The organism is Halomonas sp. JS92-SW72 (assembly GCF_003547075.1).
Lineage (GTDB): Bacteria > Pseudomonadota > Gammaproteobacteria > Pseudomonadales > Halomonadaceae > Halomonas > Halomonas alkalicola.
The window spans coordinates 3,536,440-3,551,220 of the sequence record NZ_CP032147.1 but is presented as its reverse complement, the minus strand read 5'-3'; the positions used below and the strand labels follow the sequence as shown (position 1 = coordinate 3,551,220).

The window sequence follows — 14,781 nt, the reverse complement described above, 5'->3', positions numbered from 1 at the left end:
GTTGACCATGCCCCTTGATCTGACCATTACCTCGCTGCACGCCGCCTACCGCGACGGCACCCTGACCCCGGCCCGACTTCTGGACAGCCTGCTGGAAAAGGCCGAGCGCCGCGGCCCCGATCCCGCCTGGATCACCCGGCTCAATCGCCACCAGCTGCAGGGCTATCTGGCACGCCTGGAGGGGCACTCCCCCGAGTCGTTGCCGCTTTTCGGGATCCCCTTCGCCATCAAGGACAATATCGATCTGGCCGGCGTGCCTACCACGGCGGGCTGTCCGGCCTTTGCCTATGTGCCGGAAGAGAACGCCTTCGTGGTACAGCAGTTGATCGATGCCGGCGCGATTCCCCTCGGCAAGACCAATCTCGACCAGTTTGCGACCGGCCTAGTCGGCGAACGTGCGCCCGAGGCCTATGGGGTGCCCGGCAACGCCTTTGACCCCGAGCGGGTGCCAGGGGGCTCGAGCAGCGGTTCGGCGGTGGTCACGGCCGCGGGACAGGTGAGTTTCGCGCTGGGCACCGATACCGCGGGTTCCGGTCGCGTGCCGGCCTGCTTCCACAACCTGGTGGGCGTCAAACCCAGCCTGGGCCTGCTCAGCAGCCGTGGTGTGGTGCCCGCCTGTGCCACCCTGGACACCATCAGCCTGTTTGCCCTGACCGCCGATGATGCGGCGACCCTGCTCGACATCGCCGCGGTGCCGGATCCCGAATGCCGCTGGTCGCGGGCCCACGACTTTGCCCTGCACGGCAAGCGCTATGGCACGCCACCGGCGCGTTTTCGCTTCGGGGTGCCGAAGGCGGCGCAGTGGCAGACGGATCCCGATTACACCCATGCGATGCACGAGGCCATCAGGCTGCTGGAGTCGCTGGGCGGAGAGCGGGTGGATATCGATGCCACTCCGCTGCTGGCGGCGGCACGTTTGCTCTATGAGGGCCCCTGGGTGGCCGAGCGCTACCATGCCATTCGCGAGCTGATGGAGCAGGATCCCGAGTCGGTGCATCCGGTGACGCGACAGATCACCGCCGGTGGCGCGACGCCGCTGGCCGTGGACGCCTTCGACGCTCGCTATCAGCTGGCGGAGTACAAGCGTCAGGCCGATGCGTTGCTCGCCTGCGTGGATCTGATGCTCACCCCCACCACCGTGGCCCATCCCACCAAGGCCGAGGTGGCCGCCGACCCCATCGGCGTCAATGCGCGGCTGGGGACCTGGACCAACTTCATGAACCTGTTGGACTACAGCGCGCTGGCCGTGCCGGCGGGCTTCACGGGCGCCGGGTTGCCGGTGGGTGTCACCCTGTTCGGGCGCTGTTATGATGATCTGCGCCTGCTCAGCCTGGCGCGGGCCATGGAGGCGGCGCTGGCCTTGCCACTGGGGGCGACGGGCCTGCCACGGCCTCTTACCAAGGCCATGGCACCGGCAAGCGACGGCTATCTGGAGGTGGTGGTGTGTGGTGCCCATCTTGAGGGGCTACCCCTCAATGGTCAGCTAACCCAGCGTGGTGGTGTGCTGGTCGAGCGCACCACCACAGCGGCCCGCTATCGGCTCTATGCATTGGCCGGTGGGCCGCCGGCGCGACCTGCCCTGGTGCGTGACGAGGCCAACGGCAGCGCCATCGACGTCGAGGTCTGGCGCCTGCCACAGCAGTGGATTGGGAGTTTCCTGGCCGGCATTCCAAGCCCGCTGGGGCTCGGCCAGGTGGAGCTTGCCAACGGCGGGTGGGCATGCGGGTTCATCTGTGCCGCTGGGGGGCTGCATGAGGCTGGCCCGGCCCGTGACATCACGGCGTATGGCGGCTGGCGACAGTGGCTGGCGGCAGTGACTGACGAGCGAGCGATGTCTGGCAGTGAGCTGATCGAGACGTGTTGACAGCGAGTCGGTGGCCTATGGTTCTGGTAACATCCAGAAACATTCGACCGCAGGGATCGCTATGGAAACCTCTACTCCTCACCGCCGCCTGATCGGCTGGTTTATCGGCACCGCCTTCTTCACCTTTGTCGTGCTGCTGCATGTGACCTTTCCCAACCTGGGCGGCACGGGGCTTCGCATGCCCCACAATGCCGCGATGTGGATGGGCTTCGCGGTGTTGATGGCGCTGGCGATATGGCCCGCGTCTCGGGGGGTAATCCGCTACAGCGCCTTCCACAAGGGGCTGGGGCTCCTGCTGCTGGCCCTGTGGCTGCCGCTGGCCTGGAGCTGGAACGAGGCCTCGCATCTCGCCTTGCCGCGGCTGCTCACGCTCACCGCAGGCGCCCTGCTGCTTCTGGGGTTGGCCCAGCTGCCGCTGACGCGCCGCCACTGGTGGTGGCTCGGCATGGCGATACTTGCCGGTGCGCTACTGGAGACCGCCTACGGCTATGTGCAGTACTACCTGCTGGAACCGGGCAACTGGGTGGGCTACAACCCGGACTACGGGCGACCCTGGGGCGTGTTCCAGCAGGTTAATGTGATGGCGAGCTTCCTGGCCGTGGGGCTGGTGATCTCCGCCTGGCTCTATGGCGAGGCGAGAAGCCGCCTGGAGAAGGGAATCATTCTGCTGGCGCCGCTCTTCATGCCGGCCATGCTCTGGGTGATCGCCTCGCGCAGCGGGTGGCTGGGCGCGGCCATCGGCGTGCCGCTGGTGCTGATGCACCTGTGGGGGCTGGAGCGTGCAAGGTTCAAGCAGTGGGCCGGGGCGTTGCTGGGCGGGCTGCTGCTGGCGGTGGTAGTAGCCAACACCGGCGGGGGAACGGCGCGTAGCGCCGAGGCGATCACCTCCCAGGGCCTGAGGCCCCAGGTCTATGAGCACAGCCTCAGGATGATCGCCGAGAAGCCCCTGGCCGGGTGGGGCTACGGGCGCTTCGTGCATGACTTCGTGCATAGCCACGCCGACTGGCGCACCGCCGAGGAAGGGCGCACCCCGCTACGCGAGCACTACGGCCACCCCCATAACGAACTCTTCTACTGGGGCATCGAGGGGGGGGTGCTGCCGGTGCTCGCGCTCCTGGCGTTTGCGCTGTGGCTGGCCAGGCGGATCATCATCAGGGGGCCAAGGGGTGAGCGGCTGATGCTGCTGGCACTGCTGGCCCCCCTTGCGGTGCATAGCCTACTGGAACTGCCCTTCTACCACTCCATCGCCCACTGGCTGGTGATGCTGCTGCTGCTGGGGCTGGTGGCCAGCCGCTGCTGGGAAGCACAGGAAAGGGAGCATCGCTACACCTTCGGGGTCAAGGTCGTCGGCGGGCTCGCGGCGCCGGCGCTAGTGCTCTTCATGGCCACCCACCTGCATACGCTGTGGCAGGTAAAGGCACATGTGGAGAGCGGTGGCGAACAACCGGGCACCCTAACGGCCATTATCAACCCCTTCGGGATGCCCATGACGCTGGACTTCCAGGTGATGTCCCAGCAGCTGCAGGCCGCGGCCGGTCTGGGAATAGGCGGCTTCGTCGAGGAGTACCTGGTATGGGGAGAGGAGCACGCCCGACTGGCGCCCAACCCGGCACTCTACGCCAATATGGTGCGCGCCGAACGGGTGCTGGGCCGAGATCTGGAAAGTTCAGGCATCGCCCAGCAGGCCGGCCGGCTCTTTCCGTACTTCGAAGTGGTGACAGAAGCTTTAAAGCCCGACGCCTCAGGTGCAGAGATCATTACCAGCGCCGATGAGCTGGAATAGCGGAAAGCGAGATATAAAAAAACCAGCGGACGGCATCGCTGCCGACCACTGGTGGTACTTCAGGCAAAGTGGTAAAATAGAAGCGGGGAGTACCCGGCTAGCTCAATTAGTCAAAGTTATAGTTTCTTCACAAGCCGCAGGACGGAATTTAACTTCCACACCACCTGTCGGGGCGCCACAAATCCATTCATCAGTGGCTGCATTATATCGAAAGCCCATTGTTCTACTCTCGATACTTGGCGCTGCATTTGATGCCATGGTAGCTATTATGGTGATAAAACCGTCACTAGCAAGTGGATCGGTTGTTGCAGAAGAATTAATCAAAACTTGCTCCACATACCTTCCAGTTGCTCTACCTCCATAAACTCCTTCCGTACCAGCTGTGCCAGTAGCAGCGGTTGTCTGGGGAATTATTGCTCCCTGATAAATTCTGTCTTCAATGGCAGTTTGATACCCTCTTGTAAGACTAATTGCTTCAGTCACCTGCGACCTGGCCACATAATCCTGATACCTTGGAATCGCAATCGCAGCCAGAATCCCGATAATCGCCACCACGATCATCAGTTCGATCAGGGTAAAACCACCCTGCGTCCTGTTGCGCTGCGTCTTTCTGTTCATTTTGTCCATTTTCGTGCCCCTTGAATTCATGTCCGCCCCGGCAGTGGTCTGCCCCCTGCGGATGTGCCCAAGCCAGGCAGCCACGCTGCCTACTCTCCACGGAGCCGCCTCGGCGGCGGCTCCTACCAGTTACTCTAAGTTACGAATTGTAATTCTGCAAGGCCGAGTTCACGTTGCGTGACAATTTCTAGCGGTGCGCGGCACCTGCATGCACCGGCGGCGTGTCGCCACGCACTGGGCACCGCAACCCTCGCCCATGGCGGGACTGCCTCCCCTCCCCGGCGTTGCTGGCTTTGTTGAGCGCCGAGATGCACTACCATTGGGGCAGCAGTCAAACCATCCAGACCAAGGGAGCCTGCCTGATCGCGTGCCAGCCCCCCGGCACCAGCACCTCCTCCGCGGAGACATCGCCCCCCTGCAGGCCGAGATCAAGCAGCTCAAGGCTCAGAGCCGCAAGGCAGACGACCGTGAGGAAAAGTGAGCCATACCAGATGATTGGAGGCCGTGCCGTGGAAGCTGGCATCAGCGAATACCGTCCGGAGGCAAAGCCCCCGCAAGACGAATTCTGGAAGGCCTTGGGGCTCCCTTCAGCTAGACTAGCGCTGCATGAGGCCGTGAAGGAGGGCGTCCCCTACTCGGTCTACACCAAGCTCGCCGCGGCATCCGGTCTGGAGAGCAGGGAGCTTGCGCAATATGTCGTCATCTCGTCAGCGACTCTGCGGCGGCGAGCTAAAGCCGGTCGGTTCAGGCTAGACGAAGGTGATCGGTTGTACCGCTTCGCCGTGGTCTACAAGAGCGCTATTGAGCTCTTCGAGGGGGATCGGGAGCTGGCGCGGCGCTGGATCCTCAACCCGGTGCAGGGCCTCGATGGACGCCGGCCGGTGGAGATGGTGACGACGACAGTGGGCACCAAAGCAATATTGGACCTCATCGGACGGCTTGAGCATGGCGTCTTCCCGTGAGCACGGTTCGCAGATACCCCCTCATCAGCCGGAAGTGACTCCAGACGGCTTTACCTCGCATACCCCGGCGAGGCTGCTGCAACCGTGTGCCCCACCAAACCACCGCGCAGGCCAGGGCTTTACACACCCAATAGCCGCTGCTACTGTATGGATGTCGAGCTAAATCGCTCGGTCGGGTTTGGCGACCCGAATGCAAGAGGCGCACAAGCGCCACTGCCATGGTAGGCGCTTTTTCTTTGCCTGCCATGTCTATGGCGGTCGTGCGTGGGAGACCCTCGGGTCTGCCGGTTCCCTTTTGCGCCGGTTCGCCAACCCGCGTACGGCCGCCCCCATACTGTTTGGCGACAGCGGGGTCGGCTCCAAGCAAAAGGAGCCCCACCTATGGTCCACCCGACCGTTTTCCCCCATCGCAGCAGTCGCCGTGCGCGCGCGGCCGCTCATCGCGCCATGGCCATGGCCGCCCTGGCCTCCAACAGCAGCCTGCAAGTTCGCTACAGCCGTTACCACGCACACATGCGTAAGGCCGAGGCCCTCTCGCGGGCCGCCGACGCCATCGCCCTGGAGGCAGTGCAGGAGGTGAGCGAATGAGCCCGCGCGTCGATCCTGCAACCACCCTGCCCTCCCCGAAGCCCCGCCGTCACGATCCTCTGTCGCGCATGATCGCCGAGGCCCTGGACAGTCAGCTGCTCTGTTGCGCAGAAGCCAACGAGTCCTTCACCACGTACGAGATCCGTGACCAGCTGCTCAAGCGGCCGGAATTCGAAGACATTGACCCGACTCTGCTGCGCTTTCGGGTCCGCGACCGGCTCAAGACGCTCGAGAAGCACAGTCTCGTCGTGGCGGTTGGGGTCCGTGGAAAAAATCGCCGGCTGTTTCGCATGCAGCTGGACACCCCTGAAGAACCGTCGGAGACCACAGCGCCACCCTCATCACCAGGTCATTTCCATGCTGATTCCTCGACAGAACCCACCAGGCCACTGCTCGAACATCTGGAGCAGGAGTGTCACTACCTGCAGACGGCCATGCATGCCGCCATCAGCGAAGCGGAGCACTACCAGCACCTGATCACGTCATTTCCCGATGAACGGTCGCAGATCGCACCACTGCTGGAGGCGGCTATCGAACACAGTGGCCGACTGCAGGGACAGTGGGATGCCAACCTGAAGATCCGGCAGCGCCTGGCGCCCCCCGGTGAGTGCGAGGCGTCTGCTGCTCAGGAGGGTCGCTCATGATGTTGCCTCCCACTTCACGCCATGCGGCGCGCCCTGCCCTGCCGCCCCTGCGCACCTGGCAATCGGCCTGCCTGCAACAAGCGCTCGCCACGCTGTCACCGAAGCATCCACACTTTCTGTGTCAGGCCACGCCCGGTGCCGGCAAGATGCGTCTCGCCGCGGAGTTGGCCAATGAGCTGATGGCGCGAGGCGACATCGACTATGTCCTCTACTGCGGCCCCACCCGGGCCGTGGTTCAGGCTGCCATCGAGGCGCTGCAGACCGTCACCGGAAAGCCCATGAACGGCCAGTTGGGCGCCGCCGGTGCCGGGATGACCTATCAGGCCCTACCAAGACGGCTGGACGCCCTGAAGCACCTGGGGCAGCGACATCGCGTGCTCTTGATCTGGGACGAGAGCCACCACGCTGCCGGGCACCTGGGTGGTGAGGGGCCGAACCAGTGGGGCAGCACGCTGATGGCGCTGGAACGTCATATGACCTTCACCCTGGCGCTGTCAGGCACGCCATGGCGGACCGACGGGAGCTGCATGCCGCTGCTGCGGTATCTGGAGGTCGCGGATGATGCCAAGGATAACGCCGCGGGGCCGGGGGCATCGGAGGGGGTGATGACCGAAAGGGTCGCTCCGACGTCAGCGGCCGCACAGGTCTTGCAGCCAGACTTTGTTTACACCCTGCAGGATGCCATCCGCGATGGCGTGTGCCGCTACCCCCGCGTGCAGCTGGTGGACAACCGCGAGATCGAGCTGAGCAGCTTTCATCCGCGCACCGGTCGCCAGGAAACGCATCGCTACGCCAGCATCCCTCAGCTGCTGCGTCATCCCGCCATCGACTATGGCAGCCTGGTCCGGCTCGATGCCCCCATGCAGCGCCTGCTGGCTCTCGGCACCCAGCAGCTCAACAGCCTCCGCCAGCGGGATCCCCAAGCCGCCGGCCTGGTCGTCGCTGCCGATATCGAGCATGCCGAGGCGGTGACGCAACAGCTGGAGGCAGAGGGGCATGAGGTTTGCCTGGTCACCAGCCGAGACCGTCTCGCTCACGTTCGGCTGGAGGCGTTTCGCGACGGCTCTACGCCCTGGATCGTGGCGGTCGGCATGGTCGCCGAAGGTGTCGATATCCCGCGCCTGAGGGTCGGCTGCTACCTCAGCCATATCCGCACCGAGCAGCATTTTCGTCAGGTCTTGGGGCGGATTATCCGCCGTCAGGGTGAAGACGATCCCGACTGCTACTTCTACGCGCTGAACGACACCCGACTCGCCCAGATGGCACGACGCCTAAGCGACGACCTCCCCCAGGACCTGGCCAAGGTATCCGTGAACGCCGATGCGTCAGGACCCATAGGCGGCCACGGCGCCTCACCGCCAGGAGATTCGCCTACCACGCCTCACGTCCCGGATACGGCTGCCGCAACGACGGAGAGCCCGTCTGATACCAACGTGGCCGGCAGGAGCGTCACGGTCTCCATGGGCGCAGCCAGCGCGGAGGGAACGATCAGCGTGGCGCCCGATGTGGCGTTTTCCGCGTCGTTCTTCGAACGCCTGATCGCCCTGCGGCTGACACCTTGAGGGGGAGCTGATGATGAAACGAGATCCATCGCGTCAACGGCTGACCCATCAACGGCCAAGCCCCTATGACCAGGGTGCCATGACCGCCCCAGTGGAGGGGCTGTCCCGGGAAGCCCGGCGTCTGCTGTCGGAAAGCGTCTCGCCCAACACGGTGCGCGGCATGCGCTCAGACCTGAGGGTCTACCAGAAGGCTGGGGGGATGCTGCCGGCAACCGAGATCGATATCGCCAACTTCCTCTCGGCACAGAACAAGCTGGGCAAGAAACCCGCAACGCTGGAGCGCTACGCCAACTCGCTGCACATGTGGCACCGCTATCACAACCTGCCCTCGCCGGTAAAGACGATGGCGGTGCGCAGCGTGATCCGCGGGATCAAGAAATCGCGAGATACCCGCCAAGCGTCCGCGCCGGCGCTGCGGCTCAAGGAGCTACATCGCCTGCTCGATGCGGTTGAGCAAGATTCCCTGCACGGCCTGCGCGATAGCGCCCTGTTCCTGCTCTCATTCTATGGGGCTTTCCGGCGTAGCGAAGTGGTAGTGATCGCCTGTGAGGACCTGGAGTGGCGGCCTGAGGGGGTGATCGTCACCCTCCACTACAGCAAGATGAACCGCTCAGGACGCATCGAGACCAAGAGCATCATGCGGGCCCCGCCCGGTACGCGCTACTGCCCGGTGGGCATGCTGGAACGCTGGCTGGAAGTCTCCGGTATACAGAAAAGCGCGATCTTTCGTGGTGTGAGCATAGCTGGGCGGTTGGGGGCCGGTCGCATGACGGCCAACACTCTGGCGGTGCGCATGAAGAAGGGGCTGGCGGCGGCGGGACTGCTGGAGGAAGGCTACTCACCGCACAGCTTCCGGGCCGGGTTTATCACCGAAGCGCATCTGCGCGGCAAGTCGGATGTGCAGATCAAGCGGGTGAGTGGCCACCGGGATCAGCGCACCTTCGAACGATACATTCGCGTCGCGGATGCGTTCGAAAACCATGGAGGTGACTTCTTTGGTCTGTGAGCCTAAGCGGCGCTCACACTCTCATTGAGGCAGCGCTCGGGCGGGTGGCCATAAACACCGCGGGCGCCCTGAAGGCGCCCGCGGTGAGTGTATGTCCATGGCGTTATCTCGCCCCTTCACCGGTGACGATTGTCTTCAACGTCTTAAAGGCGATCAGGATATCCAGCCACAGCGAGAAGTGCTTGATGTAGTAGAAGTCGTACTGGAGCTTGGTGGTCATCCCGTCGACCTCGGCGGCATAGCCCTGCTCCACTTGGGCCCAGCCGGAGATCCCCGGGCGCACTACGTGACGGTAGCTGAAGAAGGCCACGTCCCGCTCGTACCATTCGGAAAGCTCCATGGACTCGGGCCGCGGGCCGATAAAGCTCATCTCGCCCCTGATCACGTTGAACAGCTGCGGCAACTCATCAAGGCGGCACTTGCGAATGAAGCGCCCCACCCGAGTGATGCGGGGGTCGTCATCCCCTTCCGTGAAGCCACTGCCCCGCTGATCGATGTACATGCTGCGAAACTTGTAGACCCTGAAGGGCACGCCACGGAAACCCATCCGCTGCTGGATGAACAGGGCGGGGCCGGGGCTGTCCAGGCGGATGGCAACGGCCGTCGCCAGCATGAGGGGGGCGAGGATCGGCAGTAACAACAGTGCCGCCATCAGATCGATGAGGCGCTTCGCCCCCTGATAGCTCAACGATGGCAGCAGGCTGCCATACTCGTTCTCGGTCAGGTGCTCGATACGCACGCGCCCCGTCATCGACTCCTGGATCTGCCTGACGTGATAAACCGGGATATGGTGAAGCGTGCAGCGCGCCAGGAATCGTTCCCACTCCGGACCCAGTTCGTCGGTGTGCAAGTCCGCCACCACGCCGTCGTAGCGTACTTTGGCCAGATCAGGCCCTTCCAGGCAGCGAAGCTCGATATCGGGCGTCGGCTTCAGGGCGGTCGCCCGACCTGCAGGCACGACGGCGAGTTTCATCCGCCGATAGCGCCGACCCAGGAAGAAGGCCAGGTAGAACCAGCCCAAGCTCATCAGGTAGCTGCCGAACAGCACCTGCCGGGTGTACTCCTCGCGGGTAAAGAACAGCACGGCCACTACCAGCAGATAGGCCACCGACACCGTGGGGGCGATAAAGGCAGAGATGCGAGCCCCCGGGAAGCGGTGCATCCGCCGCAGGGTGAAGAGTATGCCCACAAAGGCGAGGCCGCAGGCCAGCAGTGTATTGCTGCGCACCGGCGGCAGAAACTCCCAGAAGCCCCAGTGCCAGCGCTCCCAGGCCGGCAGCCCCACCACCACCAAGGCGCCAACGATCAGCTGAAATGGCCACCCCAGCAGCAGCGCCTCATACCAGCGCGAGTGGCGGCGCTCGTAGCGCATGCGTTCCGTCATTTCGTTCATCGTCCCTCTGGCTACCCGCTCAGCCTATCCACCACAGCTGGCAGGCTCAATCGTTACCGAACAGGTCGCGAGTGTACACCTTCTCGGCAACGTCGCTGAGCTCTTCCGCCATGCGATTGCTCAGGATCACATCGGAGACTGACTTGAAAGTATCGAGATCGCGGATCACTCGGGAGCCGTAGAAGCTCTCCTCCTGAAGCACCGGCTCATACACCACCACCTCGATGCCCTTGGCCTTGATGCGCTTCATCACGCCCTGCATGGCGCTGGCCCGGAAATTGTCGGAGCCAGCCTTCATGATCAACCGGTAGACCCCTACCACCCGCGGCTGGCGCTTGAGGATCTGTTCGGCGATGAAGTCCTTGCGGGTGCGGTTGGCATCCACGATGGCCTGCACCATGTTGCTGGGCACATCCTCATAATTGGCCAGCAGCTGCTTGGTGTCCTTGGGCAGGCAGTAGCCACCGTAACCGAAGCTGGGGTTGTTGTAGTGGCTGCCGATGCGCGGATCGAGCCCCACACCCTCGATGATCTGGCGGGTATCCAGGCCGTGAGTCTCGGCGTAGCTGTCCAACTCGTTGAAGTAGGCCACCCGCATAGCGAGATAGGTGTTGGCAAAGAGCTTGATCGCCTCCGCCTCGGTGCTGTTGGTAAACAGCACCGGAATATCTTCCTTCACCGCACCCTGCTTGAGCAGTCCAGCGAACTGCTCGGCACGCACGGAACGCTCCCCCACGATGATACGCGAGGGGTAGAGGTTGTCATGCAACGCCCTGCCCTCACGCAGGAACTCCGGCGAAAAGAGCAGGTTCTGGGTACCGAACCGCTCGCTCGCTTCCACTGTGAAGCCAACGGGCACGGTGGACTTGACCACCATCACCGCATCGGGGTTGATGGCCATCACGTCCTGAATCACCGCTTCCACGCTTGATGTGTCGAAATAGTTAGTCTTCGGGTCGTAGTCTGTGGGGGTCGCGATCACCACGAAGTCAGCATCTCGATAAGCCGCTTCACGATCCAGCGTCGCGGTAAACTTCAGTTGGCGGCGTGCAAGGAAGTCGCTGATTTCAGCATCTTCGATCGGGGAGACTCGCTCGTTCAGCATCGCGACCTTCTCAGGCACAATATCCAGCGCTATAACTTCATTGTGTTGGGCCAGAAGCATGGCGTTTGAGAGTCCGACATATCCAGTGCCGGCAATAGCGATCTTCATCGTTCATCCTTGTAGTGCATTTTCAAGGCTGGATTCATACTCTTCCGCCAAGCTAGCCACCCAATACACAAAGTAGGCGGCACACAACTCATCACTGTGCTGCTGCGCTCAGCGCTTCAAGCATTTTTCCCGCTTGCTGATCACGGGAGTAGGTTCTAGCGGACTCAAGGCCGCGTTCGCGGATCGCCGCTCGCCGCTGAGGGTCGCGCTGCAGAGACTGAATGGCCTCGGCCATGGCCTGTGGGTCTTCGGGCGGGACGCACACCCCCGCCCCGGACTCTTTAAGGATGCCGGTGGCCTCACCTTCTGGCAGTGACATCAGCACCGGAATGCCCATGGCCATGCACTCGAACATCTTGGAGGGAATCACGCTCTCGAAGACTGGCGTATCTCTCAACGGGATCAGCGCCAGGTCACACAGAGACCAGTAGCCCGGCATAGCCTCCTTGGGCTGTCGCGGAACGAAGCGCAGGTTGGTCAGCCCCATTTCCCGAGCCTGAGCCTCAAGCCCTGCCTTGGCAGCGCCGGCCCCCACGAACAGAAAGACAATTTCCTCAGAATCGCGCAGGAGGGCGGCCGCCTCGAGCACCTTGTCCAGTGCATGGGCCATGCCGTGGGTGCCCAAGTAGCCCACCAAGAACTTGCCCTCCAGCCCATGCTCGCGGCGCAGGGCCTCATCCGGTGCCATCGGCTGATAGCGCGCCAGATCCACGCCGTTGAGCACCACATCGACCTTGCCGCCATCGATGCCCCGCGAGATCAGGTCCTGCTTGAATGAGTGGGTCACCGCCACCACGCGCCGGGCACGGCGGTAGAGAAACAGCTCGAGCTTCTCGAGCAGGCGGATGGTACGGCTCTCTTCCATGGCCCCCACGGCGACGATGGAGGCCGGCCAGAGATCACGCAGCTCGAAGATGAACGGCTTGCGCCGCACCGCCGCAAGGGCCCAGCCGCCCACGGCAGCAAAGAACTGTGGCGAACTGGCCACGACCACATCCGGCTTCTTCTGAAAGAGCCCCCCAATAAAGCCGCTAACCATGAAGGAGACATAGTCCAGAGTGCGCTTCAGGAAGCCCTCGTTGGAGGTGATATAGCTCTTCACCCGCACCACGCGGATGCCGTCCCACTCCTCCACCGCATACCAGCGGTTGCGATAGCCGGGAAACACTTTCCCCTCCGGGAAATTGGGAGCGCAGGTCACTACCGTGACCTCATGGCCGGCCCGCACCCAGCGCACGGCATGATCATAGAGCCGATTGGCGGGAGCATTGGTTTCGGGGGGGAAGTTATCCGAGAGAAACAGGATGCGCATGGGACTCGTCTTGAAGCGAAGAAGGAACAGGGGCACAAGCGGGGCTCAGGCCCAACGAAAGCTGGTGGAACAGGCGGGGGCCGTGAAGGCCACCACAAGGCACTGACTTGGGTGAGATTCGCCGAAGCGGGGATGCCAGCTGGCAGACTCGACGCGCGCCTCCCCGCCGTCGATGGCCAGTGCCAGGCGGCGGCCATCGGGCAGGGTCAGCTCTCCATATTGAGAATTTTCCAGTCTCACCGACACACCTGGATGACAGTGGAAGCGCGCCTCGGCGCGGGTGAAACGACCCTCAAGTCGATCCTGAATCACCAGTTGCCCTTCCTGGAACACCCACTCGCGGCGGTGAGTCACCCTGCCGGGCAAGCGCCGATAGCCGTCGTGGCTTCCAGTGATTGTCAGCCCCTCAGCCTGGGCATCGATGCTAACCGGCCCCGGTCGGGCACGGCGGGCGACGCGAAACCCCGCCCACACCTCGGAGGAGTTCTCGTCGTCCACCACCACGGTGTTGTGGGCAACCGTAGAGCGCTGGCGGTGGCGCTCGGAATCCTCGCCATACTGGGAGATGCCAGAATTGACCAGCACCCGCTGGCCAAACAGGCTGAGCTCAAAGCTCAGAGTATCGGCATGGGCATGGCCGGGCTGGTAGTCCGGTCCCACCGGGGCCAGGTCGAGCAGCGCCAGGTTGCCCTCCCCCCACTCCACGCCCAGGTAGCCACTGGCCGCTGCATGCCGCAAGCCATAGTCTCCACCTTGCCGCCCCACCATGCGGACGCCTTCCGCCGGCGACTGAATGCTCAAACAATCGGCATAGCGCTGCAGGTCGGCCAAGGTCGGGGCGATGCCGAAGGCGGCATCGTTGAAGAAGCCGATCTCACCGTCCGGGTGGGTCATCAGCTCCAGCCAGGCCAGTCCCCGTGCCAGGGTCTGGCGCCACCCATGAGCGCGCTCGCACAGCGCGAGGAGGCCGGAGCACTCGGCTAGCTGAATCAGGTCGGCCAGGTCCCACAGCAGAGTGGCGTGGTACATGGGTGAGCGCTCGAAGTGCCCGCCGTCCTCCAGGAACTGCTCGGGAATCTCGGCATCGAGGATCTTCAGCCCCTGGCGCAGCCAGCGCTCGGCGTCCTTGCCCTCTATGAAGGCGCCGGCGAAGGTCAGCGCCTTGCCGTTAGCGAAGAGGTGATTGGCCAGGATGTGGTATTCGCGCTGGGCGGCAAGGGCCTGTGCCTGTCGGGCCAGGCTCGCCACCCAGGCAGCAGGGATCGGCTCACCGCCCTGCCAAGCCTTCCCGTTCAGCCACTTGACCAGGTTCACTAGGCGCAGGGAGAGCGTATAGGGTTCCCAGCCATTACCGGCCAGCGGCGGGTTCTCGTCGATCCAGCGCGCCACCAGCGCCCGGTGCTGGGCATGGCGGTCTGCTGCCCCCTGGGCGCAGAGGTCATCCAGGTAGTGCAAGTTATAGAGCCACAGCTTGCTCTTGCCGGGATGGTTCCAGTCTTCCGCCCTGGCCAGCTCACCCTGCTCGCCGAGAAAATCGAACGCCCACTTCCCGGGCTCACGCTCTCCTGCTTTCGACTCCCCAGCCTTCACCTCGCCTACCAGCACCGGCGGCATCCAGGCCGGTGCCGACCAGGCATCGGCCCATTGGCGCCGTTCCACTGGCCCCAGGGGGGCCATGGCCTGCCGGCGCACGCGGCTTCGCAACAAGCGGTAATAGAGCCGCCAGCCGATTTGGCCAGGCTTGAGGTAGCGGACGGTATGAAACAGGCGCGAGTAACGCGACAACATTGAAAGTTCCGTTTTCAAGACCAAAGAACAACGCCGAGAGACTCGGCC

Annotated in this window: 12 protein-coding genes; 7 read left to right on the top strand and 5 right to left on the bottom strand. The window is 63.6% G+C overall.

Annotation, left to right across the window (positions count from 1 at the left end):
• Positions 1-7: 7 nt before the first annotated feature.
• Complete coding sequence (gene atzF / locus D1793_RS16750; RefSeq protein ID WP_119023151.1) at positions 8-1,864, top strand: allophanate hydrolase; 1,857 nt, start codon at positions 8-10, stop codon at positions 1,862-1,864.
• Between the two features lie 61 nt (positions 1,865-1,925).
• Positions 1,926-3,647: a Wzy polymerase domain-containing protein gene (locus D1793_RS16745; protein WP_119023150.1), complete on the top strand. Its 1,722-nt coding sequence runs from the start codon at positions 1,926-1,928 to the stop codon at positions 3,645-3,647.
• A gap of 102 nt (positions 3,648-3,749) precedes the next feature.
• Here the strand turns inward: D1793_RS16745 and D1793_RS16740 are convergent, their stop codons facing one another.
• A complete protein-coding gene (locus tag D1793_RS16740) occupies positions 3,750-4,274 on the bottom strand; it encodes a pilin (RefSeq protein ID WP_162899999.1) in 525 nt (174 codons plus the stop codon).
• Positions 4,275-4,774: 500 nt separating this feature from the next.
• On the opposite strand from D1793_RS16740, the gene D1793_RS16735 reads away from it, so the two are divergent.
• The 5 genes from D1793_RS16735 to D1793_RS16715 all read left to right on the top strand — a co-directional run bounded on the left by D1793_RS16735 (position 4,775) and on the right by D1793_RS16715 (position 9,027).
• On the top strand, positions 4,775-5,227 hold the full coding sequence (locus tag D1793_RS16735; protein WP_240407701.1) for an antitoxin Xre-like helix-turn-helix domain-containing protein: 453 nt from the start codon (positions 4,775-4,777) through the stop codon (positions 5,225-5,227).
• A 381-nt stretch (positions 5,228-5,608) separates the two neighbouring features.
• Positions 5,609-5,815 (top strand): hypothetical protein, encoded by a 207-nt coding sequence (locus D1793_RS16730; RefSeq protein WP_119023147.1) that lies wholly within the window; start codon positions 5,609-5,611, stop codon positions 5,813-5,815.
• Positions 5,812-6,459 (top strand): hypothetical protein, encoded by a 648-nt coding sequence (locus tag D1793_RS16725; RefSeq protein WP_119023146.1) that lies wholly within the window; start codon positions 5,812-5,814, stop codon positions 6,457-6,459. The genes D1793_RS16730 and D1793_RS16725 overlap by 4 nt, the downstream gene beginning before the upstream one ends.
• Positions 6,456-8,021, top strand: a complete 1,566-nt coding sequence (locus D1793_RS16720; protein ID WP_119023145.1) for a DEAD/DEAH box helicase family protein — start codon at positions 6,456-6,458, stop codon at positions 8,019-8,021. Before D1793_RS16725 ends, D1793_RS16720 begins: the two co-directional genes overlap by 4 nt.
• Before the next feature lie 13 nt (positions 8,022-8,034).
• A complete protein-coding gene (locus D1793_RS16715) occupies positions 8,035-9,027 on the top strand; it encodes a site-specific integrase (RefSeq protein WP_240407700.1) in 993 nt (330 codons plus the stop codon).
• A 103-nt stretch (positions 9,028-9,130) separates the two neighbouring features.
• Here D1793_RS16715 and D1793_RS16710 read toward each other — a convergent pair whose 3' ends face one another.
• The 4 genes from D1793_RS16710 to D1793_RS16695 form a co-directional block, all read right to left on the bottom strand.
• On the bottom strand, positions 9,131-10,420 hold the full coding sequence (locus D1793_RS16710) for an exopolysaccharide biosynthesis polyprenyl glycosylphosphotransferase (RefSeq protein WP_205527566.1): 1,290 nt from the start codon (positions 10,418-10,420) through the stop codon (positions 9,131-9,133).
• Between the two features lie 46 nt (positions 10,421-10,466).
• Positions 10,467-11,633 (bottom strand): nucleotide sugar dehydrogenase, encoded by a 1,167-nt coding sequence (locus tag D1793_RS16705; protein WP_119023143.1) that lies wholly within the window; start codon positions 11,631-11,633, stop codon positions 10,467-10,469.
• 91 nt (positions 11,634-11,724) lie between these two features.
• Positions 11,725-12,945 carry a glycosyltransferase family 4 protein gene (locus tag D1793_RS16700; RefSeq protein WP_119023142.1) on the bottom strand — a complete coding sequence of 407 codons (1,221 nt, stop codon included), beginning with the start codon at positions 12,943-12,945 and terminating at the stop codon, positions 11,725-11,727.
• 45 nt (positions 12,946-12,990) lie between these two features.
• Positions 12,991-14,733, bottom strand: a complete 1,743-nt coding sequence (locus tag D1793_RS16695; RefSeq protein ID WP_119023141.1) for an alginate lyase family protein — start codon at positions 14,731-14,733, stop codon at positions 12,991-12,993.
• Positions 14,734-14,781 lie beyond the last annotated feature (48 nt).